Annotated in this window: 23 protein-coding genes, 2 pseudogenes and 1 riboswitch; of the genes and pseudogenes, 13 read left to right on the top strand and 12 right to left on the bottom strand. The window is 60.6% G+C overall.

Going from position 1 to position 22,728, the window contains the following annotated elements:
* Window position 1: 1 nt before the first annotated feature.
* Window positions 2–985: a mechanosensitive ion channel family protein gene (locus K3557_RS17455; protein ID WP_259995280.1), complete on the bottom strand. Its 984-nt coding sequence runs from the start codon at window positions 983–985 to the stop codon at window positions 2–4.
* 362 nt (window positions 986–1,347) lie between these two features.
* Here K3557_RS17455 and rplS point away from each other — a divergent pair, with 362 nt between their 5' ends.
* The 4 genes from rplS to K3557_RS17475 all read left to right on the top strand — a co-directional run bounded on the left by rplS (window position 1,348) and on the right by K3557_RS17475 (window position 5,039).
* The gene (rplS, locus tag K3557_RS17460) at window positions 1,348–1,722 is read left to right on the top strand and encodes a 50S ribosomal protein L19 (RefSeq protein WP_129369277.1); all 375 of its coding nucleotides are present in this window, start codon (window positions 1,348–1,350) and stop codon (window positions 1,720–1,722) included.
* An 11-nt stretch (window positions 1,723–1,733) separates the two neighbouring features.
* The gene (rpmE, locus tag K3557_RS17465) at window positions 1,734–1,955 is read left to right on the top strand and encodes a 50S ribosomal protein L31 (protein WP_129369276.1); all 222 of its coding nucleotides are present in this window, start codon (window positions 1,734–1,736) and stop codon (window positions 1,953–1,955) included.
* A gap of 112 nt (window positions 1,956–2,067) precedes the next feature.
* Window positions 2,068–4,119, top strand: a complete 2,052-nt coding sequence (locus K3557_RS17470; RefSeq protein WP_259995289.1) for a DEAD/DEAH box helicase — start codon at window positions 2,068–2,070, stop codon at window positions 4,117–4,119.
* Window positions 4,120–4,229: 110 nt separating this feature from the next.
* Window positions 4,230–5,039: a division plane positioning ATPase MipZ gene (locus tag K3557_RS17475; protein ID WP_259989115.1), complete on the top strand. Its 810-nt coding sequence runs from the start codon at window positions 4,230–4,232 to the stop codon at window positions 5,037–5,039.
* A 17-nt stretch (window positions 5,040–5,056) separates the two neighbouring features.
* Here the strand turns inward: K3557_RS17475 and K3557_RS17480 are convergent, their stop codons facing one another.
* Together K3557_RS17480 and K3557_RS17485 are read right to left on the bottom strand one after the other, a co-directional pair.
* Complete coding sequence (locus tag K3557_RS17480; RefSeq protein WP_259989113.1) at window positions 5,057–6,289, bottom strand: adenylate/guanylate cyclase domain-containing protein; 1,233 nt, start codon at window positions 6,287–6,289, stop codon at window positions 5,057–5,059.
* A gap of 51 nt (window positions 6,290–6,340) precedes the next feature.
* Entirely contained in the window at window positions 6,341–6,781 is a 441-nt protein-coding gene (locus K3557_RS17485; protein ID WP_259989110.1) for a MarR family winged helix-turn-helix transcriptional regulator, read from the bottom strand.
* A gap of 71 nt (window positions 6,782–6,852) precedes the next feature.
* Between K3557_RS17485 and hmgA the strand changes: the two genes are divergently transcribed.
* The 7 genes from hmgA (at window position 6,853) to maiA (ending at window position 13,747) form a co-directional block, all read left to right on the top strand.
* On the top strand, window positions 6,853–8,208 hold the full coding sequence (gene hmgA / locus K3557_RS17490) for a homogentisate 1,2-dioxygenase (protein WP_259995291.1): 1,356 nt from the start codon (window positions 6,853–6,855) through the stop codon (window positions 8,206–8,208).
* Window positions 8,209–8,315: 107 nt separating this feature from the next.
* Entirely contained in the window at window positions 8,316–9,572 is a 1,257-nt protein-coding gene (fahA, locus tag K3557_RS17495; RefSeq protein WP_259995292.1) for a fumarylacetoacetase, read from the top strand.
* An 11-nt stretch (window positions 9,573–9,583) separates the two neighbouring features.
* The gene (locus tag K3557_RS17500; protein ID WP_259989104.1) at window positions 9,584–10,534 is read left to right on the top strand and encodes an MBL fold metallo-hydrolase; all 951 of its coding nucleotides are present in this window, start codon (window positions 9,584–9,586) and stop codon (window positions 10,532–10,534) included.
* Window positions 10,535–10,683: 149 nt separating this feature from the next.
* Entirely contained in the window at window positions 10,684–12,294 is a 1,611-nt protein-coding gene (locus tag K3557_RS17505) for an FAD-dependent oxidoreductase (protein ID WP_259995295.1), read from the top strand.
* Window positions 12,295–12,299: 5 nt separating this feature from the next.
* Window positions 12,300–12,515, top strand: coding sequence for a DUF2783 domain-containing protein (locus K3557_RS17510; protein ID WP_129369267.1), 216 nt, complete (start codon window positions 12,300–12,302; stop codon window positions 12,513–12,515).
* Window positions 12,512–13,054: a VOC family protein gene (locus tag K3557_RS17515; protein ID WP_259995296.1), complete on the top strand. Its 543-nt coding sequence runs from the start codon at window positions 12,512–12,514 to the stop codon at window positions 13,052–13,054. The genes K3557_RS17510 and K3557_RS17515 overlap by 4 nt, the downstream gene beginning before the upstream one ends.
* Before the next feature lie 60 nt (window positions 13,055–13,114).
* Complete coding sequence (gene maiA, locus K3557_RS17520) at window positions 13,115–13,747, top strand: maleylacetoacetate isomerase (RefSeq protein WP_259995297.1); 633 nt, start codon at window positions 13,115–13,117, stop codon at window positions 13,745–13,747.
* 206 nt (window positions 13,748–13,953) lie between these two features.
* Here maiA and K3557_RS17525 read toward each other — a convergent pair whose 3' ends face one another.
* The 8 genes and pseudogenes from K3557_RS17525 to K3557_RS17560 all read right to left on the bottom strand — a co-directional run bounded on the left by K3557_RS17525 (window position 13,954) and on the right by K3557_RS17560 (window position 20,630).
* Entirely contained in the window at window positions 13,954–15,378 is a 1,425-nt protein-coding gene (locus K3557_RS17525) for an aminotransferase class V-fold PLP-dependent enzyme (protein ID WP_259995298.1), read from the bottom strand.
* Window positions 15,379–15,497: 119 nt separating this feature from the next.
* A complete protein-coding gene (locus tag K3557_RS17530; protein ID WP_259995299.1) occupies window positions 15,498–16,148 on the bottom strand; it encodes an energy-coupling factor ABC transporter ATP-binding protein in 651 nt (216 codons plus the stop codon).
* Window positions 16,135–16,923, bottom strand: coding sequence for a cobalt ECF transporter T component CbiQ (gene cbiQ, locus K3557_RS17535; RefSeq protein WP_259995300.1), 789 nt, complete (start codon window positions 16,921–16,923; stop codon window positions 16,135–16,137). Before cbiQ ends, K3557_RS17530 begins: the two co-directional genes overlap by 14 nt.
* On the bottom strand, window positions 16,920–17,513 hold the full coding sequence (locus K3557_RS17540) for a cobalt ABC transporter permease (protein WP_259995301.1): 594 nt from the start codon (window positions 17,511–17,513) through the stop codon (window positions 16,920–16,922). Before K3557_RS17540 ends, cbiQ begins: the two co-directional genes overlap by 4 nt.
* The gene (gene cbiM, locus K3557_RS17545) at window positions 17,510–18,127 is read right to left on the bottom strand and encodes a cobalt transporter CbiM (RefSeq protein WP_259995309.1); all 618 of its coding nucleotides are present in this window, start codon (window positions 18,125–18,127) and stop codon (window positions 17,510–17,512) included. Before cbiM ends, K3557_RS17540 begins: the two co-directional genes overlap by 4 nt.
* A 10-nt stretch (window positions 18,128–18,137) precedes the next feature.
* Entirely contained in the window at window positions 18,138–18,923 is a 786-nt protein-coding gene (locus K3557_RS17550; RefSeq protein WP_259995311.1) for a DUF4198 domain-containing protein, read from the bottom strand.
* A 140-nt stretch (window positions 18,924–19,063) separates the two neighbouring features.
* Window positions 19,064–19,279, bottom strand: a riboswitch (cobalamin riboswitch).
* A 113-nt stretch (window positions 19,280–19,392) separates the two neighbouring features.
* A pseudogene (locus K3557_RS17555) lies at window positions 19,393–19,590 on the bottom strand (transposase); the annotation flags it as partial.
* Window positions 19,548–20,630, bottom strand: a pseudogene (locus K3557_RS17560) (IS5 family transposase). The pseudogenes K3557_RS17560 and K3557_RS17555, both read right to left, overlap by 43 nt.
* 83 nt (window positions 20,631–20,713) lie before the next feature.
* Between K3557_RS17560 and K3557_RS17565 the strand changes: the two are divergent.
* Window positions 20,714–20,920, top strand: a complete 207-nt coding sequence (locus tag K3557_RS17565; protein WP_259995313.1) for a hypothetical protein — start codon at window positions 20,714–20,716, stop codon at window positions 20,918–20,920.
* A gap of 205 nt (window positions 20,921–21,125) precedes the next feature.
* Here K3557_RS17565 and K3557_RS17570 read toward each other — a convergent pair whose 3' ends face one another.
* The gene (locus tag K3557_RS17570; RefSeq protein WP_259995315.1) at window positions 21,126–21,644 is read right to left on the bottom strand and encodes a MarR family winged helix-turn-helix transcriptional regulator; all 519 of its coding nucleotides are present in this window, start codon (window positions 21,642–21,644) and stop codon (window positions 21,126–21,128) included.
* A gap of 82 nt (window positions 21,645–21,726) precedes the next feature.
* On the opposite strand from K3557_RS17570, the gene K3557_RS17575 reads away from it, so the two are divergent.
* Window positions 21,727–22,716: an alpha/beta fold hydrolase gene (locus K3557_RS17575; RefSeq protein ID WP_259995324.1), complete on the top strand. Its 990-nt coding sequence runs from the start codon at window positions 21,727–21,729 to the stop codon at window positions 22,714–22,716.
* The last annotated feature ends 12 nt before the right edge of the window (window positions 22,717–22,728 follow it).

Below are 22,728 nucleotides of genomic sequence, written 5' to 3' on the forward strand. Positions count from 1 at the left end.
GTTACCCTTGGCTCTCCTCACTTTGCGTCTGCCGCCTCCCGGCCAGCGCATCTGCGATCCGGAGCGGCCTGGGGTTGTTGCCATCGGGCCGCGCAGGCCAGCCTTCACGATGCCGGCTGCGGTCGCCATCGGTTTCCTCGGTCTGGTCGTGAAACAGCATCACCTGGGTCGGGTACGGCATGTCAATTCCGCTGTCATCCAGCGCCTTGTAGACAGCCTCGATCACTTGGGCAAAGGTCTGCACCACGCTTGCCCGGTCGGATTTGGTCCACCAGCGCAGGCGGATATTGTTGCCATTGTCAGCAATCGCCCAAGGCAGCACTTCCGGCGCCGGGTCCTCCAGCACCCCGTCGCATCCGCGCGCAGCTTCCAGCATGATCCGCTTGGCGTCGTCCCAGCTGTCGTTGCAGCCGATCTGCACGTCATACTGCGAACGGCGCTGCTCAAACGCTGTGTTGACGGTGACGGCATCGGTGTAAATGTCAGAATTCGGAATGACGACGCGGCGCCCGTCGTATGTTTTTATCAGCGTTGCCCGGGTTTCGATCCGCTCCACCGTGCCTTCATGCCCGCCAGAGATAATCTGGTCCCCAACCGAAAACGGCTGGCGCAGCAAAATCAGGATCCCCGCCAGCAGGTTCTGCAGAATGTCCTTAAAGGCAAAGCCGATGGCAACGGAGCCGATACCCAGGCCGGCAAACAGATCCGCAGGAGTGATGGAGGGCGCAATGACCGTGATCGCCAGCATCAGACCGACAATGATCAGCGCCCATTTTATCAGGGCTGCGCCGACCTCGCCCAGATTGTCCCGCCCGCGTCTTTTCCCGGCCTTACTCACGACACCGGCAACCAGCCTGGCCAGCAGCCAGAACACGGCAAGCAGAACCAGCGCGATGCCAAGGTTGGGCAGGATCCTGAAAAAGCCGTCCACCCAGCTGTCTATCTTCTCAAAAACATTGCCGACATCCGCATCCACCTGCTCCATCTGTCTTCCTCTCTTGGCTCCGGTCAGGTAAAACGCCTGTCATCCTCGAAGGTTCCCTGCTGCGGCCCGGCTCCGCCCCCGCTGCGGCCGGAACTGCATTTCTTTCCCTTGATCCGGCCCGCATTTCTGCCTATACGTCCGCAAGTCTGGATTCGCTTTTGCGGCTCCGGACTGCTGGCTGTTGGATCAATCCACCTGAAGATCTTCTTCGGTTTTCACCCGGGACCTGACCAGCCAGAAGCAAGAAACAGACTGCGTGATCTCTGGCGGGCTGCCTGTGGCGGGACCCGGTGAAGACCAAGAGCTCTCATGACGGTGCAAACCTCTGCGGAAAAACTGCAGGCCAATTTAGGAGAGTTGCGATGAACTTGATCGCACAGCTGGAGGCGGAACAGATCGCCGCCCTGGGGAAAGATATCCCTGATTTCAAAGCCGGCGACACCATCCGTGTCGGCTTTAAGGTGACCGAAGGCTCGCGTTCGCGCGTGCAGATGTACGAAGGTGTTTGCATCAGCCGTAAAAACGGTTCGGGCATTGCCGGTTCGTTCACCGTCCGCAAGATTTCGTTCGGCGAAGGCGTGGAGCGTGTGTTCCCGCTGCATTCGACCAACATCGACAGCATCACCGTTGTGCGCCGCGGCCGCGTGCGCCGCGCCAAGCTGTACTACCTGCGCGAGCGCCGCGGCAAGTCGGCCCGTATCGCAGAAGATGCACACTACAAGCCCAAGAAAGCCTGAGGAGCGGTATCATGAAAAAAGACACTCATCCAGAATACCACTTCATCGACGTCAAAATGACCGACGGCACCATCCTCAAGATGCGCTCCACCTGGGGCAACGAAGGGGATCAGCTGGCGCTGGACATCGACCCGACCGTGCACCCGGCCTGGACCGGCGGCACCTCGCGTCTGATGGATGCCGGCGGCCGCGTGTCGAAGTTCAAGAAGAAATACGAAGGCCTGGGCTTCTAAGCCACCTGCCGTATTTTGCCAAACTCCCGAAGGCTGCCCCGGACGGGCAGCCTTCTTTCTTTTCTCCTGACGCTGAGGCGGTATGCGCCTTGCGGGAAAGACAGCCCTCCTCGTGAAACAAGCCCTGGCCAACGCACTGCAAGAGCGCGGATATGAAACCCTGACCCAAGTTCAGGAGGCTGTGACCCAGCCAGAGCTGAACGAGCGCGACCTGCTGGTTTCGGCGCAGACCGGATCGGGCAAGACAGTCGGTTTCGGGCTGGCGCTGGCACCGACACTGCTGGGTGAGGCTGAGGCATTTGAGGCTGCTGCCGCGCCGCTGGCCCTGGTGATTGCGCCGACACGGGAATTGGCGCTGCAGGTGAAACACGAGCTGAGCTGGCTGTACAAAGGCGCCGGTGCGGTGATCGCCTCCTGCGTTGGCGGCATGGATATGCGCGACGAGCGCCGGGAGCTGGCCCGCGGTGCGCATATCGTCGCGGCAACGCCAGGGCGGCTGCGCGACCACATCATGCGCGGCTCTATTGATCTCAGCAATCTGCGCGGCGTGGTGCTGGACGAAGCCGACGAAATGCTGGACCTGGGCTTCCGCGAGGATCTGGAATTCATTCTGGGCGAAGCGCCCGAAGACCGCCGCACCCTGCTGTTCTCGGCCACCGTGCCGTCGGGCATTGCGAGCCTGGCCAAGACATTCCAGAAAGACGCGCAGCGGATCCAGACCGCAGGCGAAACCAAACAGCATTCCGACATTGAATACCGGCTGATGAGCGTGGCGCAGCAAGATGCGGAAAACGCCATCATCAATGTGCTGCGCTACTATGAGGCGCCCAGCTCCATCGTTTTCGCCAACACCCGTGCGGCGGTGAACCGTCTGGCGGCGCGGCTGACCAACCGCGGTCTGTCAGTGGTGACGCTGTCGGGCGAATTGTCCCAAGCCGAGCGCAGCCAAGCGCTGCAGGCGATGCGCGACGGCCGCGCCCGGGTCTGCGTGGCCACTGACGTGGCCGCACGCGGTATCGATCTGCCAGGACTGGAGCTGGTGGTTCATGCCGAGCTTCCGTCGAACCATGAAACCCTGCTGCACCGTTCGGGCCGGACCGGCCGCGCGGGCCGCAAGGGTGTCAGCGCACTGATCGCGCCGCCCAAGGCCCGCAGCAAGGCGCTGCGGCTGCTGAAGTGGGCCAAGCTGACGGCAGAACACTGCGAAGCGCCGTCAGCCGACGACATCATGGCGCGTGACGAGGAGCGGATGCTGGCCGATCCTGTCTGGCAGGAGCCTGTTGCGGAGCAGGAACAGGCAGGCGTTAAGACCCTGCTGGAGCATTTCTCTGCCGAGCAGATTGCCACCACCTACCTGCGCCTTTTCCGCAGCCGCCATTCGGCGCCGGAAGATCTGCGCCCGGCCGGCGCTGAGGAGCCGCGCAAGGAACGCAAAGAACGCAAGGATTTCGGCCCGTCGGTGTGGTTCTCGCTGTCGGGCGGGCGCGCCACCGGTGCGGACCCGCGCAAGGTGCTGCCGATGCTGTGCAAAGCCGGCAATATTGATCGCGACGTTATCGGGGCGATCCGGATACAAGAAAACGAAACCTTTGCCGAAATCAGCCAGGATGCGGTTGATGGCTTCCTGAAAGCACTGGGAGGCAAGACCGAGCTGGAGCCGGGCGCCGTGCTGACACAGCTGTCCGAAGCCCCTGATCTGGGTCCGGCACCGCGCCGCAGCCCCGGCGGACCAAAAGGTGGCTTCAAAGGCGACCGCGACCGGGACTCCAAGCCGCACCGCGGCAAACCGGATGGCCCAAAGCCGTACCGCGCCAAATCCGATGACAGCCGGGACAGCCGCCCGCCGCGCAAGGACTGGCAGGAAAAGCGCTCTGCGGACAAACCGCCTTTCGAGCGCGAGCCGCGCCGCAGCCGCCCGCCGGAAAGCAGCCCCAAGCCCGATCCGGCTGTTGTCGCCAAGCCGCGCGGCGCCTCTGATCCCTCCAAGCGGATGACCAAGCCCGGTGCACCGGCAGCCAAACCGTACAAAGCCAAAGGCCCCAAACCGCCGGCCGGCAAGCCGAACAGCAAGAAAAACAAGGCCCGCGCTCCTTTTGCCAAGCCTGGGAAAAGCGGTGACACCCGTCCCAACCGCAAGCCGGCGGGACCTTCAAAACACAGGTGATACACTAAGTTTACCAGCCCGCGCAGACCGCTTTTCTTGACCGAATCCAGAGCCTATACAGGGGCGCAAAGATAAAAGCGTGCCAAAGGCACGAGCGAAGGGACCTGTACATGGCGCATATTATTGTCGTCGGCAACGAGAAGGGCGGCGCGGGAAAATCCACTGTGTCCATGCATGTTGCCACCACCTTGGCCCGGCTTGGGCACAAGGTGGCGGCGCTTGACCTGGACTTGCGGCAGCGCTCGATGGGGCGGTACCTGGAAAACCGCAAGGATTTCTGCGCGAAGGCAGGGCTGGACCTGCCGATGGTGGGAATGCACGAACTGCCGGAGATTGATCCCGAGAGCTTGCAGCCGGGGGAAAACATCTATGACCACCGGCTGTCAGCGGCAGTCTCGGCGCTGGAGCCGGGCCATGACTTCATCCTGATCGACTGCCCCGGCTCGCACACGCGTCTCAGTCAGGTTGCGCATTCTCTGGCTGACACGCTGATCACACCCTTGAATGACAGTTTTGTCGATTTCGACCTGCTGGCGCATGTGGACCAGAAGGGTGAGGCGATTACCGGGCCGTCCGTCTACTCCGAAATGGTCTGGAACGCTCGCCAGCTGCGGGCGCAGGCGGGGCTCAAGCCGATCGACTGGATCGTGATCCGCAACCGCGTCGGCACTCAGCGGATGGTCAACAAGGAAAAGATGGAGCGCGCCATCAATATGCTGTCCAAGCGGATCGGCTTCCGGGTCGCACCGGGCTTTTCCGAGCGGGTGATTTTCCGCGAGTTGTTCCCGCGCGGGCTGACGCTGCTGGACCTCAAGGACATCGGCGTCAAGCAGCTGAACATTTCCAACATCGCCGCCCGGCAGGAACTGCGCGACATGATGAAGGAAGTGAACCTGCCGGGGGTCGAGATCAGTATCTGATCCTGCCCCGCGGCGGCTTAACCATCGCAACCGCAATTGCCGCGGTAAATGGTGTAAAGCTCGATCGGCTCGGCCACTCCACGCAGCATGTAACGGCCTAGCGACACCAGATCGTGGTTGGTGCCCTTGGCCGCTTTTTGCACGTCTTCCGACATGATGATGCTTTGGCCGACCGAGCGGTGCATCCCCGCGATCCGGGCGGTCTGGTTCACCGCCTGGCCGATCACAGTGAAATCCAGCCGGTTCTCGGCCCCGATATTACCATACAGGATATCACCCGCGTGCAGCGCCAGGGTAAAGCCTGCGGTGGGCAGACCCTGTTCTTCGCGTTCGGAGTTGAAGGCGCGCACTTTGCCGCACAGTTCATTCGCCGCCGCCAGGGCTGCGTGCGCGTCCTCCTCGATGCTGCCGAGGTTGAACATGGTCAGCATGCCGTCGCCCATGAACTTCAGGATGTTGCCGCCATGCGCCTGGATGGTTTCCACCGCCAGGCCGAAATAGCCGTTCAGCATCTCGATCAGCTCGGTTCCGGGTAGCCGTTCCGCCAGCTGGGTAAACCCCTTAAGGTCAAACAGGCAGAGCACAGCATCGATCTGCTGCGAGGAACCGCGTTGAATTTCGCCTGACAAAACCCGGCGGCCCGCATCGCGGCCCAGATAGACCTGCAAAAGATCACTGGCCATCTGCCGGTTGGAAGAGGATTTCAGCGCCAGCCCCAGATGCGGCAGCGTGGTACGGATCAGATCCAGCTCGCGGCTGCTGAACCCGCCGGGCCGGTCTGATGACCAGGAAACCAGCATACCTTCCTGCGGATGGCGCGGATCGTTCGGACCCGCTTCGGGCGGTGCAAACCGCACACCTTTGGCGAAGTAATCGGTCGCCCCGCGCTCCCGCAATTCCGGCAGCAGCGGAAATTCCGCCGGAGCGCTGTCTTCGATCCTTTCCCGGAATTCTTCCAGATTGTGCTCCAGAATGTGGAAGAACGGGCTGCGCAGCCATTCCTCGCGCGGGGACTCGCGGTATTCGTAGTGCTCGTGGCTGATGCCGTCGGTGCGGGTCCAATTGAAACCGAGACCACCGAATTTCGGGTGGAAGGCACGCTGTGCCAGATGGAACCGCCACAGCGGCACTCCAGCATCGACCAGGCGCTGGCAATATCCCTGCAAAAGATCCTGCTGCTGCGCGCCTTGAAGCCCCTGCTCCATCAGCCAGGCAATCAACGGTCCGGAATTGACATCAATCTGTATCATGTTTTCACCTTCAATACCGCCGCCTTACTTGGGTATTCCAGACGCCGATGTCTATGGGGCTATCCCTGCTAAATTGCGCAGCATATACCGCAAAATTGCAACTTCGCCGGTGGTGAACCGGGCGCAGATGCCGGTGTCGAACTGCAACGCATGTTCGCGCAGATCTTTATAGGCGGCCTCCCCGGCGGCAGTCAGGGTCAAATGTTCGGCCCGCCGGTCATTTTCATCGCGGGTGCGGGTCACAAACCGCTTTTCCGATAGTTTGGCCACGGCGCGGCTGATTTTGGTCTTGTGGATCTTTGCCCGCGTACCGATTTCCTTGGCGGTCATCTCACCGTAGTTGCCCAGGTGGAACAGCACCCGCCACTCTGTGCGCAGCATTCCATAGCGGTTTTTGTAGTGTTTCTGGAAACCCAGCGAGCTTTCCTCAGCCGCCCGGTTCAACAGATACGGCAGGAAATCCTGCAAGGCGAAATCATCTTTTTCGGTCATTTTGCTCCCCTCCCCCTTGTTAGTTACAAAAACAACTAATATTCCGCAAGCAGCAAGAGGAGAAACGCGCGATGAATCGGCCCGCCGATCCCCATGAAATGATCCAGGCCCCCTCTCTTCAGGGGCCGCACGAGGGCTACATGCCCGGCTTTGCCAATGACTTTGAAAGTGAGGCCCTGCCCGGTGCGCTGCCGCAAGGTATGAACAGTCCGCAAAAGTGCAACTATGGCCTTTATGGCGAACAGCTGAGCGGCACCGCCTTTACCGCCGACCCGCCGGAACGGACCTGGTGCTACCGGATCCGTCCCTCGGTTAAACATTCGCACCGTTATGAGAAGATCGACCTGCCGCTTTGGAAATCAGCGCCTTACGTGGACCCGGACGTGATCTCGCTGGGCCAGTACCGCTGGGATCCGGTGCCGCATTCGGATCAGGGCCTCACGTGGCTCACCGGCATGCGGACCATGACCACTGCGGGCGACGTGAACACCCAGGTCGGCATGGCCAGCCACATCTATCTCGTCACCGCGTCGATGGTGGACAGCTACTTCTTTTCCGCTGATTCCGAACTGCTGGTAGTGCCACAGGAAGGCAGGCTGCGTTTTACGACAGAACTGGGCATCATCGACCTGGCGCCGCAGGAGATTGCCATCATTCCGCGCGGGCTGGTTTACCGGGTCGAGGTGCTGGAAGGGCCCTGCCGCGGCTTTGTCTGCGAGAACTACGGCCAGAAATTCGAACTGCCGGGCCGCGGCCCGATCGGCGCCAATTGCATGGCCAACCCGCGCGATTTCAAGGCGCCGGTGGCAGCGTTTGAAGATCGTGAAGTCCCCTCGACCGTAACCATCAAATGGTGCGGCCAGTTTCACGAGACCAAGATCGGCCATTCGCCGCTGGATGTGGTTGCCTGGCACGGAAACTATGCACCTTTCAAATATGATCTGACCACCTACTGCCCGGTTGGGGCGATCCTGTTCGACCACCCGGATCCGTCGATTTTCACCGTGCTGACCGCTCCTTCAGGCGTTCCAGGCACCGCCAATATCGACTTTGTGCTGTTCCGCGAGCGCTGGATGGTGGCGGAAAATACCTTCCGCCCGCCGTGGTATCACAAGAACATCATGTCGGAGCTGATGGGCAACATCTATGGCCAGTATGATGCCAAGCCGCAGGGATTTGTTCCAGGCGGCATGTCCTTGCACAACATGATGCTGCCGCATGGACCAGACAAGAACGCATTCGAGGGCGCGTCGAATTCCAACCTCGGCCCGGAAAAGCTGGAGAATACCATGTCCTTCATGTTCGAGACCCGCTTCCCGCAGCATCTGACCGCATTTGCTGCCAAGGAAGCGCCGCTGCAGGATGACTACATCGACTGCTGGAACGACATCGAAAAGAAATTCGACGGCACGCCCGGCCTGAAATGAATATGGTGAGGGGGCGCTGCCCCCTCTGGGCCTGACCGGCCCATTCACCCCCGGAGTATTTTCCGGAAAGATGAAAAGGATCTTCGGATCCGGAAACTGGAGACACGATGCCTCTGCTGAAATCCTGGGTGGCCTCGGCCAATGACGCTGCCCACCCGTTCCCGCTGAACAACCTGCCTTATGGCGTGTTCTCTGTTGATGGCGACGATCCGCGCTGCGGTGTCGCCATCGGAGATATGATCCTGGACATGCAGGCCGCCGAAAAAGCCGGGCTGGTCCGGTTGGGCGACGCGCCGCTGTTCGACGTGCCCTACTGGAACGACCTGATGGAGGAAGGCCCGGCCGTTTGGGCCGCGCTGCGCGAACGGTTGACTGCGCTGCTGTCCGACGGCGCTGCCGAACAGGAAAAGGTGGAAGCTCTGCTGGTCTCCGCTGTTGATGCCGAGCTGCACATGCCCTTTGCGGTCAGCGAATACACCGACTTCTATGCCGGCAAAAACCACGCCTTCAACGTCGGCACAATGTTTCGCGGCCCGGAAAACGCGCTGCCGCCGAACTGGCTGCATATCCCGATCGGCTATAACGGACGGGCATCCTCTGTGGTGGTCTCCGGCACCGATGTGCGCCGCCCCTGGGGACAGCTGAAAGGCCCCAATGATGCAGCCCCCCGCTGGGCCCCCTGTGCGCGGTTCGATATCGAACTGGAGATGGGCGCCATTGTCGGCACGCCCTCGGACAGACCGATTACTGTGCAAGAGGCCGATGACCATATCTTTGGCTATGTGCTGCTGAACGACTGGTCGGCGCGCGACATTCAGGCCTGGGAATATCAGCCGCTGGGGCCGTTCCAGGCCAAGGCGACTGCCAACTCGATCAGCCCCTGGATTGTGACCAAAGCGGCGCTGGAGCCGTTCCGCTGCGACACACCCGAGCGCGAGGTGGAGCTGCTGGACCACCTGAAGGACTGCGGGCCGATGCTTTATGACATTGACCTGGAAGTCACCATGGCTCCGGATGGCAAAGAGGCGACCACCATCGCGCGCACCAACTACAAGGAGATGTACTACTCCGCCGCGCAGCAGCTGGCGCATCACACCACCTCTGGCTGCCCGATGAACGCGGGCGACCTTCTGGGCTCCGGCACCATTTCCGGACCAAGCAAGGAAAGCCGCGGCTCGTTGCTGGAACTCAGCTGGGGCGGCAAGGAGCCGCTGACGCTGGACAGTGGCGAGGAGCGGTCGTTCATTGCCGATGGCGACACGCTGACCCTGCGGGGCGCGGCAAAGGGCGGCGGCTATACCATCGGGTTCGGCGACTGCACCGGCACCGTTCTGGCCGCGCTTGAAAACCCCTACGCAAGATAAGGAAGACCACCATGGCCAAGGCTTTTGCGTCCCAAGGGGACATGACCGAAAAGAAAATCACCTTTGATGAGATCGGAGAAGGTCTTTATGCCTTCACCGCCGAGGGAGATCCTAACTCCGGTGTGATCATCGGCGACGACAGCGTGATGATTATTGAGGCACAGGCCACCCCGCGGCTGGCGAACAAGGTGATCGAATGCGTTCGGTCCGTGACCGACAAGCCGATTACCCATGTGGCACTGACCCATTACCACGCGGTGCGCGTCCTTGGCGCCTCGGCCTTTGGCGCGCAGCAGGTCATCATGGGCGACGCGGCCCGTGCCATGGTGGTGGAACGCGGCCAGGAGGACTGGGACAGCGAGTTCCAGCGCTTTCCCCGGCTGTTCGAAGGCCACGAGAGTATTCCGGGCCTGACATGGCCAACCACGACTTTTTCCGACGATATGACCGTGTATCTCGGCAACCGCCGGGTGGATCTTATGCATTTGGGCCGGGCCCACACCGCAGGCGACATCGTGATCCATGTACCGGACCAGAACGTGATGTTCACCGGTGACATCGTGGAATATCACTCCGCCTGCTATTGCGGCGATGGGCATTTCAGCGATTGGGGTGATACGCTGGACAATATTGCAGCCTTTGATGTGGATGCCATTGCACCAGGCCGCGGCGACGCGCTAGTGGGCAAGGACATGGTCAATGCCGCCATCGAGAACACCCGCGACTTCGTCGAAAGCACCTACCGCCCCGCCGCCAAGGTAGCCGCCCGCAATGGCACCCTAAAAGAGGCCTGGGACGCCGTACGTGCCGAGTGCGACCCGAAATTCTCGGACTATGCGATCTACGAGCATTGCCTGCCCTTCAACGTCGCCCGCGCCTATGACGAGGCCCGCGGCATCGACACCCCGCGCATCTGGACCGCCCAGCGCGATCTGGAGATGTGGGAGGCCCTGCAGGGCTGAGCCCCAGCCAGGAATTGCAACCGGGGCGGTTTGATCCAGATCGTATCGCCCCGGCAGAACCTGTGAGACGCTAGACCATCCTCCCGGCCTGCCACGCCGGGAAGCGGTAAAGCTGTGCCTGACGGCACCCGAATTAGGGAGGAGACCTGATGAACAAGATCTTTGAAGTCCCGTTGTACCCCTATGCGCGCCACGCGGATCAGGACGCCCCTGCCCCCGTGCGCCGCAAGGTGGTGGTGATCGGGGCAGGACCCATCGGCCTGGCTGCCGCCATAGACCTGGCCCAGCAGGGCACCGAAGTGGTGGTTCTGGATGACAACGACAAGGTGAGCTTCGGCTCCCGCGCGATCTGCTTTGCCAAGCGGCCCCTGGAGATCCTCGACCGGTTGGGCTGCGGCCAGCCGATGGTGGACAAGGGCGTGCAGTGGAATGCCGGCAAGGTGTTCTTTGACAAACGTCAGGTCTATGACTTCAATCTGCTGCCGGAGGAAGGCCACAAGCGCCCCGCCTTCATCAATCTGCAGCAGTATTACTTTGAGGAATACCTGGTGAACCGGGTTCGCGAGCTGCAGCAGCAGGGCGCGCCGATCGAAATCCGCGGCCGCAACAAGGTTTCGGCCATCGGCACCCATCCCAGCCATGTGACATTGGAAATCGACACGCCCGAAGGCTCCTATAACCTGGAGGCCGATTGGCTGATCGCCTGCGACGGCGCAGGCTCTCCGACCCGGCGGATGCTGGGGCTGGATTTCGTCGGCCGGGTGTTCGAGGACAACTTCCTGATCGCCGATGTAATTATGGAGGCGGATTTTCCGACCGAACGCTGGTTCTGGTTCGACCCGCCCTTCAACAAAGGACAGTCGGCGCTTTTGCACAAGCAACCGGACGGTGTCTGGCGGATTGATCTGCAATTGGGCTGGGATATCGACAAGGAGCGCGAGAAACGCCCGGAAAACGTGATCCCGCGCCTTAAGGCGATGCTGGGGGAGGACGTGGCATTCGAGCTGGAGTGGGTGTCGATCTACACCTTCCAATGCCGCCGGATGGAGCAGTTCCGCCATGGCCGGGTGCTGTTTGCCGGCGATGCCGCGCATCAGGTCTCGCCCTTTGGTGCCCGCGGCGCGAACTCCGGCCTGCAGGACACCGACAACCTGTGCTGGAAGCTGCAAATGGTGATCGACGGCACCGCGCCGGAAAGCCTGCTGGACAGCTATGACACCGAGCGGGTTCACGGTGCGGATGAAAACATCCTGAACTCCTCGCGCTCCACCGATTTCATCACGCCCAAGTCCGAGGTGAGCCGGGTGCTGCGTGACGCGGTTCTGGACCTGTCCGAACAGTTTGAATTCGCCCGCCCGCTGGTGAATTCGGGCCGCCTGTCGGTGCCTTGCACCTATGACGGCTCGCCGCTGAATTCGGCAGATGCACTGGACGGACCTGAGCGCACCCGCCCAGGCTCCTCCTGCCCCGACGTGCCGCTGGGCGACGGTTTCCTGCTGGACAAGCTGGGAGATAAATTCGTGCTGCTCACCATCGACGCTGACGCCCCGGATGTGATCGAGGAAGAAGGTATTGAGGTCACCCGGCTGGCACTGTCCATCAAGGATGACAAGACGCTGGCGCTGAAGGAACGGTATCTGGGCAAGCATGACAGCGGTGTTTACCTGATCCGCCCGGACCAGCATGTTGCTGCCCGCCGCCCCGGCTTTGACGAAAACCAGTTCCGGCACGCAATCCGCCGGGCCATCGGCAAGGAGTGATCAAGATGACCGAAGACCAATTGATCCTGACCGCCAACCTCGAGCGCGCCGACGATTTCTATGCAGATCTCCTGACCGCGCATGAGGGCCTCAGCAAAGCCGAAAGCGATGCGCTGAATGCGCGTCTGGTGCTGGTGCTGGCAAATCACATTGGAAAACGCGCGATCCTGAAACAGGCGCTGGCCGCGGCCGCGCTAAAACCTGGGGAGGACACCGCTTGAAAATCGAACAGATCCACCACGTCGCCTACCGCTGCAAGGACGCCAAACAGACGGTAGTGTGGTACAACAAGATGCTGAACATGGACTTCGTGCTCGCGATTGCCGAGGACCATGTTCCATCGACGCATGAACCCGACCCCTACATGCATATCTTCATGGATGCTGGTAACGGCAATGTCCTGGCCTTCTTTGAACTGCCGACCAAGCCGGAGATGGACCGCGACCGCAACACGCCTGTCTGGGTGCAGCACATCGCCTTTAAGGTGAAAGACCGCGAGACCCTGATCCAGTTCAAGGAGCATTTGGAGGCCAACGGTGTCGAAGTGCTGGGTGTCACCGATCACTCGATCTTCCACTCGATCTACTTCTTCGACCCGAACGGCCACCGGGTGGAACTGGCCTGCCCGGATCCCGAGGAAGAGGCGCTGCTGCAGAAGCTGGACTCGGTGAAATGGGAAATGCTGGAAGAATGGTCCAAGACCAAGAAGGCCCCCAAGCATGCCGAATGGCTGCACGCCAAGGAATTGCACAAGACCTGAGCATGGCCAAACCAATTAGGGCAGCCCATCGGGCTGCCTCCTTAGCACCGGAGGACGCCAATGGGCAGCACGCTTCTTTATGACTACTGGCGCTCATCGGCCAGCTACCGGCTGCGCATCGCGCTGAACCTGGGTGGGATCGAATACACCTCGGTCCCGGTTGATCTGGTTAAGGGCGAACACAAGAGCCCGGAGCACCTGGCCCGCAACCCGCAGGGCTTTGTGCCGGTGCTTGAGATCGACGGGTTGCGTCTGACCCAATCACTGGGGATTCTGGATTACCTGGACGAAACCCGGAACCTCGGCCTATTGCCCATAGACCCAGGCCTGCGTGCCAGGGCACGGGCGTTGGCCCATTCGGTTGCGGTGGATGTGCATCCAGTCTGTAACTTGCAAGTGGCCAGACACGCGACCCAACTCAGCAGCGGTGCGGCGGACATGCCCAAGGCCTGGGTGCAGCATTTCATCCGACCTGGCCTGCAAGCGTTTGAGGCATTACTTGCCGACTTCAGTCAGTCGCCTTTTTGCATCGGAAAATCACCGGGGCTCGCCGATATCTGCCTGATGCCGCAGCTTTACAATGCACGCCGCTGGGAAGTGGACTTTGCGAACCTGCCACGGATCTGCGCCGTGGAAACAGCCTGCGCAGCGCACCCGGCTTTTGCCGCGGCGCACCCGGATCAGCTCTGCTGACCAGTCACTCCGCACGTTGCATGGGCATAAATATGCAATAGACCGAGGCGTTGGCGGGAGTCTGCGTGCGCCGGGGCCGCAGGCAGGACAGGCGCACATCGGGTGCAGCATTTCATACTAAGCACTATTCCCGCAGGGCTAGCCGGTTTTCACTGCACCTGCCGCTTGCGTAAACTGGAGGGGCTTCAGACTGCGATTCGAGCCATTCAGAGAACATCGGCGACACAGCAGCGATGAGCATCAATTATTTCAGCTGAAAGAAGGTCAGCATCTTCTTCCTGCATGCCGTATCCAATGACAGAAGCTCGAATGATCTTGCGGCCAGCCCATTCGCCGTGTGTCGGGTAAACTCTGCCATTTTCTTGAACACGCCGCAGGACCTGCATGGTGAGCTTGCCGTCATCTGTCCCGTCGCCGCAGCAAATCGCAACCTGGTTGCTGTGGATCCGGTTCAGGACTGTTAAGCCGGGCTCGTTAGACACCGTTCGGGCAATCCGCTCCGCGAGGCGGCAATGGTGCGCCACAAGTTCGCGAACACCCGCCCGGCCGAGATGCCGCAGTATCGCATAGCTAGGGACACCTCTTGCCCGCCGGGATAATTCAGGCGTTGAATCACTTGGTTCCCAATGCTCAGTGGTCTCAGGCAGATAGGCGCCACGGGCAGACATCGACGCAACGAGCGGCGCACGGTCGCGTACTATAACCATGCCGGCATCGAAAGGAGCGTTAAGCCACTTGTGCAGGTCGATTGCCCAGCTGTCCGCTTCGCCGACCCCCTCCAGCCGATTTGCAAGTTCGGGCACTGCAGCGAGCCAGAGTCCGAACGCTCCATCGACATGAACCCAGCCCTTCTTCTCGCGCACCATTGGGATCAATTCGTCAAACGGATCGAAGGCGCCGGTGTTTATTTGACCTGCTTGCAGGATCACAAGCGGCGGTTTGCTGCACCGGTTTATTGCTGCCCGAAAAGCGTCCGGCTTAATCCTCCCTTCGCTGTCAGCAGCTACAGTTTGTGTGCGGCTTGCTCCAAACCCGGCGTAGCGCAGGGCTGCAAATGGTGCCGAATGTGCGTCTTGTCCGATCAGAACCGGAATCTCCGGTGCTCCGAAAAGCCCATCAGCTTCGACATCCCAACCCTGAGCGGCCAGCAGCGCATGGCGTGCCGCCATAATGCCAACCATGTTTGCGACTGTACCGCCGGTCACCAGCCCGGCTCCGCTTTCGGCAGGCAGCGACAGCAATTCAATAACCCAGTTGCAGACGGCGCGCTCCATCCCCGTGATTGCTGGTGTCTCAAAGGATGAACCCGCGTTCTGCCCCCAGGCTGACACTAAAAAATCAGCAGCTACACCGACGGGATGCGACGCACCAAGGACATAGCCGAAGAAGGTCGGGGCTGCCATTTTGTGCAGCCCGCCGTCAGCCTGCTGCACGATATCCTCAATAACCTTACTCTCCGGCACCCCTGTTTCAGCAAGAGGAGACAGAAAGCAGTTTGCGGCTTCGCCAAGTTCCAAGCTAGGGCGGGCCAGCCCCTGAGGCAGATCCTCGCGAAAAGCCTTCGCCGCTCTGTAGGCTGTTTCTAAAGCTCCCGCTTGCCCATCACTCAAGCCACGCCGAACACGTTCCATCTCACATATCCCTCCTACTTTTTAACAACACGTCGAAAAGTAGCACAGATTACGAGTTACCCTGAGCGGCCAATGCCTTCTTGGCAACGCGGCCATTTGTGTTCGATTAGCCGCACATCCTAAGTCCGTATAAGCTCGCGGCCCTTCAAACGATATCCTCCAGGAGCAATCTGTTTACGGAATTCCTGATCATGGCTGACCAGAAGGATTGCTTGATCAAGCCCTTTCAGGATTCCGGCCAGCCGCGCGTAGTTGTCCGGGTCCAGTGCGTTGGTCGGCTCATCCAGAATAAGCACCGCCGGCTCCATCGCCAGTACCGTCGCCAGTGTCACCAGCCTCTTCTCGCCGCCCGACAGTTTGTGGGTCACCCGGTCGCGCAGATGCATCAGCTCCAGGCGGGTCAGCACGCTGTCAACAATTGCCAAGGCTTCCTGTTTGGATTTACCCAGGTTGAGCGGACCAAAGGCCACATCCTCGGCCACGGTCGGGCAGAAAAGCTGGTCGTCGGCGTCTTGAAATACAAAGCCCACGCGGCGGCGCATCTCGTGAAAATCCGCTTCCGCCATGCAAGGCTTGCCAAAAGCGGTGACGGTGCCGCTGGCGGGAACAAGCAGCCCCATGATGATTTTCAGCAGTGTCGATTTTCCGGCGCCGTTGGGCCCGGCAATCGACAGCCGTTCACCAGCGTTGAGCCGCATCGAGGCGCCTTCCAGCACCGGATCAAGCCCAGGGTAGGCAAAGTGGATATTGTTCAAATCAATAAGCGGCATAGGCGGCCTCCGCCCAGATCAGGGCAGCAAGTGCGGCGGACAGCGCCGCGGCAAACAGCAGGTCGGACCGGCTGAAACGAAAATCCTCCAGCAGGATGATGCGGCCGGAGAACCCCCGGCATTTCATCGCGGCCAGAATGCGCTCCGACCGTTCGATGGAGCGCACCAGCATCATGCCAACCAGATAGCCGTAACTGCGGTAGGTGTGCCAGTTGGTGCCGGGGCGGAAGCCGCGCAGCTTCATCGAGGTGCGCAGGCGCTGGTATTCCTCGCGCAGAACGTCGATGTAACGGATGGTGAACATCATCAGATGCACCAGCCGCTCCGGGGTCTTGAGGGCAAAGAGCGCGTGGCCCATGGTTACCGGCTCCATCGAACCCACCAGTGTCATAACCGCAAGGATCACCGCATTGGCGGTAAGGGCAATCTCGGTTGCACGCCACAGGCCTTCCCAGCTGGCCTCCAGCCCCCAAATGGACAGGGCTGGGGTTCCGGGCACGGTAAAGGGCAGCAGAACCAGCATGAAGATGATGAAACTGTCCATCATCGCCATCCGTTTCAACGTTTTCCGGGGCGGCAGGCCAGAAAAGGCCAGCAGCCACATCGACAGGCCAAGAGCGGCCGCCAGAACCCAAAGATTGCTGAGCGAGACAACCACCACCGCATAGGCGGCTGTCATCATGATCCGCATCCGCGGGTCAAGTGCCGTGACCTTGGCGCGGAAGGTGCCGAACCCGCCGAGCGGCTTTTCCTCGCTCGTCAGAACATAGGTCATGCGCTGCTGCCGATCTTGCGGCGTGCGGCGATGTAAAAGCCAAGCCCGAACAGGCCGCAGATATAACCGATGCCGCCAAGCACGGACTGAAAGTCCGACTTATTCTTGAACGCTGTCAGCTCTTGGCGGAGCGGGCGCAGTTCATTGCGCATCATGGTGGCAAGCTCGGAGCGGGTTTGATCTGAGAGGCCCGCGGACCCTGCCGCCGCCGGCGCTGCAGAGATGTCCATGGCAGCAGCCGCAGAATTTGCTGCAGCGCCCGGGCTTTGCCCGATGATCTGCGCGACTTCCGCACCGTCCATCATCATCTCGGCCACGTGGCCAGCACCCAGATCGCCGCGGAAGATATGTGTCACAAGCTCCGACGGGGTGAACAGGAAAAAGCCGTCACCGTCGGTTCTTGACTCTCCCAGCTTGCTGCCGGCCACGTCAAAGATCTCAATCAGCAGGTCCGCGGCCATGTCACCGTTGGAAAAGCCCACTTCGCCCTCAATGTCGGAACCCGACGGAAAAACAGCTGAGATAACATTGTGTGCCATCACCGGGAGCGGCGCCAGCAATGCAAGGATCAGAATGCAGGAGCGGATCATGCAAGGCTTCCTTTTGCGTCGAAAAACAGCTCAGGCTTCACGCGCCGCGCCAGGAAAATGGCAGCGCCGGACAAAAGCGCTTCGATGATCACCACCGGAATATGGGAAAAGAATACCAGTTTCGCGGCCAGGATGAACTCATCGCCGGACAACATCAACGATACCGCCACGGCCAAAGTTGTGGCAGCAATGGCCGCGCCGCCGCCGATTCCGCCCCAGATGGCACCCTGCAGAGGCGAGCCGCGGGCCACCAGCGGGCGGAATATCAGCCCGACCAGAACTGCAGGCAGGGCGATGTTCACGGCGTTCACGCCCAGCACGGTCAGCCCGCCGAAGCCAAAGAACACCGCCTGCAGCAGCAGTCCGACAAACAGGGCCGGAAAGGCCGCCCAGCCCAGGACCAGCCCCGCAAGCCCGTTCAGGATCAGGTGAACCGAACTCGGCCCGATCGGGACATGGATCAGGGAGGCCACAAAGAAACTGGCAGAAAGAACCCCCGCCGCCGGAATACGTTCCAGCGGCAGGCTCCGCAGCCCCATGGCGATACCGCCGACGGCGGCAACCGCGCCGCCGATCACAACCGGATTCGACAGTGCGCCGTCTACGATATGCATGGTGCTATTCTCACTTCAGCTCTTCAGCGTGGATCCACAACACAGCGTCCTGGCTAAGCTCCTTGCCGTCATGCTCAGTCGCCGGGCCGGAGCCGAGGGCGGCAAATCCCCAGTGGCCCGCTTTCGGAATGCCAAAGGAAAAGACGCCATTCTGGTCTGCGATCGCAACGATGGCGCCGCCGGACATCGGCTGAACCGTCGGGTTGGTTGTGGAAAAAGCCGCAAGGTCCGGCTCTGATGCCATGAACTCAACCTCGATTTCGGCGCCCGGAACCGGCTTGCCATCCGCCAGCACCTGACCCGAGAAGGTAGAGCCAACAATGACGTTATAGGGCTTGTTCAGCGGCAGGATCTCGGTTTCCAGGCCCACTGGCTGATCCCAATCGGTGGGCAGGGTGTTGCGGTTCAGCACGACTTTGGAAATCTGCTGAATATAGATGTCTTCGCTTTCCTCGTAGTAGGGCGCGGGCACAGTCACCACCACATAGTCGCCCGAGCGCTTGACCGGAATCGACGCCCTGTAGGCGGCGGCTTCGTTCTCCGCGCCCTTGAATGTGGCCGGTTCCAAGCGGTCCGAAAGATCAACCTTTTCGCCCTTGTGAACCATAAAAAATTCTTCTGGTTTGCCCATGTCCATCACATGGCCGTTTTCCAGCGGGTGCCAGAACACCAGCCCCATCGGCACATCGCCGGGCTTCCCGATCAGCACGTTTTCAGTGTAGTTCAGCTGGAAATGCGCCGATGCGGTGACCGGCAGGGATACGGCCAGAGCTGCAGCCAGATATTTCAGTTTCATTTCGTCCTCATTCGACGACACAGGCGCACCTGCAATCAGGAATGAACAACGGGGATAGTGGCACGGAGAAGCCTGAACGGCAGCCGCGCCAGACGCGCACCCCGGCGTCCGGTGGAAAAGGGCAGACACTCCGCTAGCGAAGTCTTTGTCCTGTGTCCGGCAGGTCTCCTGACTCGCGGGTCTTGGTTCGGCTGGCCTTCCCGGGAAAGATCCCAGTGGCATGTTCAGCGTCACTCACCGCTCACAGTTGCGGGGGCAGTCACGGATTTGGTCCCTTATGGGTACGCCGCACCGTGTTCCCTATTTCTTCCGCTGCGCATTGAAACACTCGCGGAACCGGTCACACTGGCTGAATGGCAAAACCATTTTACTGAGTCAAGCTTCCCGTCTTCTGTTCAGTTGCCGAATGAGTACTTCCTTGCGGTGCTCCATGATTGATCAGCCCCACTTGAATGGTCCAGTTTGATTGTTAGTGCATGACTTGCCTTGGGTCCATCTGGACGATGGTTTCCGGCGCCGGTGGGCGATAGCCCAGAGCACTATGAGGGCGTTTGGTGTTGTCGTGTTTCCTCCATTCTTCGATGAGGATTTGCGCCTCGCGCAGGCTGTAGAAGAGTTCGCCGTTCAAGAACTCGTCCCTGAACCGTGCGTTGAAGCTCTCGCAATAATCTCAGCGGTGCCGAGTGCGTTGAAGCGGTTGATGAGTGCGATGCGGATATGGATCTCGGCGGGTTGGCGGTCGGGGTCTCTTGCGGCAATGCGCTCGCCGAATGCCTTTAAGCAGCGCATCTTTGCCTCGATCCGGCTTCGGACGTGGTATCCTGTCCAGCGCTTCCAGAAGGCTCGACCGTAGTGTCGGGTGGCTCGCAGAGTTTCGTCTCTGACCTGCGCAGCCGGACAATCTTCTTTCCACAACCGGCCATTCTTGCGGATCGGGATGATCGGGGCCGCGTCGCGTTCGAGGATCGCGGCATGGCAGCGTCGCGTGTCATAGGCACCATCGGCGATCACGGTGCCGATGTCTTCGTCCTCGGGGAACTGACCCAACAAGTCCGGTAAGACCGGGCTGTCCACTGCCCGGCAGTGGTTTGCGCAGCATAACCACGAGAGGGGCCGTCGCGGCTGGGGGTGAATTCGACGGCACGGATGTCAGACGTGGCAGCGTCCATCGCAAGATGAACCTTGCGCCCCTCTCATTGATTGCTCTGCAATCAACTGCCGGGCAGCCATTGGCGCCGCCCCTGAACGCCGTGCTTGCGGGCCTGCCACTCACCATCGCCAAGGAACTTGATCCCGGTGCTGTCCACAAGCAGGTTCAGCGGCCCATCGGCGCGGCGATATGGGATCTGGACGGCCAGCGTTCTATGGGCTTACGCGGCCCCACTGGGGCCACGGTCCCATCTCACTCTGTCGGCGGCACAGCGTAGAGAAATCCGGAACGGGCCAGTCCAGACCCGCCAGGTGCAAAAGGCTGGTGACCATCCCGACGGTCTGCCGGAGAGGCAGCTTGAACAGAACCTTGATCGACAGGCAGAACTGGATTGCCGCATCCGAGAAAACCGCAGGGCGACCGGGGCTGCCATCAGGCGGCGCGAGCCAGGTCATCTCTTCGTCCAACCAGATCAGAAGCGACCCGCGCTTTCTGAGCGCATCGTTGTAGCTGGACCAATTCGTCGTACGGTAGCGGGCAGGTGCGGGCTTGCTCATCTGCCCCGTCTAACCGAATGGATTCGTGATGTGAATCCTTAGAACTCAGAGTTCTGCAACAACGCCCCTCCAATGTAGCGCGCGTGGCCAGCAGCGCTACATACAACACCTTTATTGAAGAACTGACGAGCATAATGAAAGCGCGGGGCCTCGGCAATCTGGACCCGCATGATTTCGGAACTCCATTATGGGCAATGGTGTATGGATTTGCCAGTTTGCTGATCGGAAAACCTGCAAATCTGGACAACAGCAGCCAAGCGCTCCGAGGCCGCAAAGCAGACGCCACCTGAGCTTACGTCCGGGGCTACCAGACCGGCTAGCACCCTGGCCGCAGCCCGATGCAGACTTCCGGCACGGTTTGGTTCCGGATTAAGTAAGTTCTAACCGGTTTCTCCGCCGGCAGGTATCTGATCCGGCAATTTGGGCTGCCACGCTGGCTTCACGAGCTCCCCCTCGACGTTTGCGCAACAAGGCCTGGCACTATTGCCGGACGCCTCAGTCCGGCCCGTTTAAAGGCACCAGTATCGGGCAGTTTGTGCAGGCGCGGCTGTCGCACAGCCGGCAGGTCCGCAGCTTGTGCGTGTCGTCACCGGCAGCAGCTTGCAGCAGTTTTTCCAGCAGCCGGGCCAGGTCCCTTTGCTCGTCATCAGACAGGCTGCCGGTCACTGCCTCCAGTGCGGCCAGCCGCTCGCGCAGTATGTTCTCCCGAGCGGCTTGGCCGGCTTCTGTGAGATAAAGCGCAATGCTGCGCTTGTCGTGCTCCGCCGCCTGTCGCCTGACAAGGCCGTCCTCGGCCAGCCTGTCGATCAGGCGCACCGTGCCTGTATGGGTGAGATCCAAAAGCCGGCTCAGTGCGTCGTTCGACAAACCTGGCTGGTGACCCAGCGCGCAAAGCGCCGCAGGCCCTTCTCCGGAGCGGTGGAACTGCCTCGCCAGAACCGTCCTCAGTTCATCATGCAGGCAGAGCACCGCCGCCCCCAGTAAATTCGCAGTCCGCCGTGAATCATCCGTCATACGAGGAATATGTGCCTCACACACTTGAATTGGAAGAGGTCATTTATATATGTGACTCACACATATATAATGGAGAAGCCCAATGACCGTTGACCTTCAGACCAGTGAACCGGCATCGCAGCAATCCGCGCCAGGCCATGATCCGCACCTGATTGCGGTCCCTGCCGAAGAGACCTTTGAGGGAACCTGGCCGTTTCAAGCCCGTTACAGCTCCGCAGCCGGGTCTCCGATGCACTATGTCGATGAGGGCAGCGGCCCGGAGACGCTGCTGCTGCTGCATGGCGAACCGACCTGGAGCTTTCTTTACCGTACTCAGATTGCTGAATGGTCCCGTGATGCCCGTGTGATTGCCCTTGACCATATGGGATTTGGCAAAAGCGCCACCCCGCAAGACCGCAGCTATTGGCTGCAGGACCATATAGACAATGCGGAACGCTTTGTTTTGGAGCAGAATCTCAGGGATGTGACCCTTGTCATGCACGACTTCGGCGGGCCGGTTGGCATGGGCGTAGCCATCCGGCACCCGGACCGGATCAAACGGATCGTTTCGGTCAACGGCCCGACGCCCCTGGGGCAACCTGATCTTTCGGACCGCTTGATTGCCAATGCCGGTGCTGCACCCTGGTTTCAGTGGATCATGCAGGCAAAGGAAAACGGTACCCTGGAAGCGGTGCTTGGCCAGCTTGACTACAACATCCTGTCGACACTCAAGCTGAATGGATTTGTCCGCAATGAGCTGATCACCGATACTTGGCTGAACGCCTACCGGGCGCCGTTTCCCGCGCCTGAATTTGCTGCGGGCGCAATCGGCTGGGCCAAAGGCTTTGCTACCGGCAAACATGCGTTCGAAGAGGCGAGCGGCGCCATAAAGTCCGAGCTGGCAAAGAAACCTGCTATCGCCATCTGGGGCGAAGCCGACAGGACGCTGCAGGCAGAACAGTTTCTGCCCCTGTTCCGGCAAGCGTTCCCCGGCGGTCAGGTCAAGACCTTGCCCGAAACCGGCCACTACAGCCCGGAAGACGCGCCGCAGCTAGTATCCGGACTGGTGTCTGAGTTTATTTCAGCCAGCTGAACGGCGGGCAGT

Origin of the sequence: Leisingera sp. M523 (assembly GCF_025141335.1) — a bacterium.
Lineage (GTDB): Bacteria > Pseudomonadota > Alphaproteobacteria > Rhodobacterales > Rhodobacteraceae > Leisingera.

Coding starts and splice junctions, on each gene's coding strand:
- K3557_RS17500 (WP_259989104.1), top strand. CDS start 9,584: ATGGCCAAGGCTTTTGCGTCCCAAGGGGACATGACCGAAAAGAAAATC.
- cbiQ (WP_259995300.1), bottom strand. CDS start 16,923: ATGACCTATGTTCTGACGAGCGAGGAAAAGCCGCTCGGCGGGTTCGGC.
- K3557_RS17530 (WP_259995299.1), bottom strand. CDS start 16,148: ATGCCGCTTATTGATTTGAACAATATCCACTTTGCCTACCCTGGGCTT.
- rplS (WP_129369277.1), top strand. CDS start 1,348: ATGAACTTGATCGCACAGCTGGAGGCGGAACAGATCGCCGCCCTGGGG.
- K3557_RS17455 (WP_259995280.1), bottom strand. CDS start 985: ATGGAGCAGGTGGATGCGGATGTCGGCAATGTTTTTGAGAAGATAGAC.
- K3557_RS17525 (WP_259995298.1), bottom strand. CDS start 15,378: ATGGAACGTGTTCGGCGTGGCTTGAGTGATGGGCAAGCGGGAGCTTTA.
- maiA (WP_259995297.1), top strand. CDS start 13,115: ATGGGCAGCACGCTTCTTTATGACTACTGGCGCTCATCGGCCAGCTAC.
- K3557_RS17575 (WP_259995324.1), top strand. CDS start 21,727: ATGACCGTTGACCTTCAGACCAGTGAACCGGCATCGCAGCAATCCGCG.
- K3557_RS17485 (WP_259989110.1), bottom strand. CDS start 6,781: ATGACCGAAAAAGATGATTTCGCCTTGCAGGATTTCCTGCCGTATCTG.
- K3557_RS17505 (WP_259995295.1), top strand. CDS start 10,684: ATGAACAAGATCTTTGAAGTCCCGTTGTACCCCTATGCGCGCCACGCG.
- K3557_RS17550 (WP_259995311.1), bottom strand. CDS start 18,923: ATGAAACTGAAATATCTGGCTGCAGCTCTGGCCGTATCCCTGCCGGTC.
- K3557_RS17475 (WP_259989115.1), top strand. CDS start 4,230: ATGGCGCATATTATTGTCGTCGGCAACGAGAAGGGCGGCGCGGGAAAA.
- cbiM (WP_259995309.1), bottom strand. CDS start 18,127: ATGCATATCGTAGACGGCGCACTGTCGAATCCGGTTGTGATCGGCGGC.
- rpmE (WP_129369276.1), top strand. CDS start 1,734: ATGAAAAAAGACACTCATCCAGAATACCACTTCATCGACGTCAAAATG.
- K3557_RS17510 (WP_129369267.1), top strand. CDS start 12,300: ATGACCGAAGACCAATTGATCCTGACCGCCAACCTCGAGCGCGCCGAC.
- K3557_RS17480 (WP_259989113.1), bottom strand. CDS start 6,289: ATGATACAGATTGATGTCAATTCCGGACCGTTGATTGCCTGGCTGATG.
- K3557_RS17540 (WP_259995301.1), bottom strand. CDS start 17,513: ATGATCCGCTCCTGCATTCTGATCCTTGCATTGCTGGCGCCGCTCCCG.
- fahA (WP_259995292.1), top strand. CDS start 8,316: ATGCCTCTGCTGAAATCCTGGGTGGCCTCGGCCAATGACGCTGCCCAC.
- K3557_RS17570 (WP_259995315.1), bottom strand. CDS start 21,644: ATGACGGATGATTCACGGCGGACTGCGAATTTACTGGGGGCGGCGGTG.
- hmgA (WP_259995291.1), top strand. CDS start 6,853: ATGAATCGGCCCGCCGATCCCCATGAAATGATCCAGGCCCCCTCTCTT.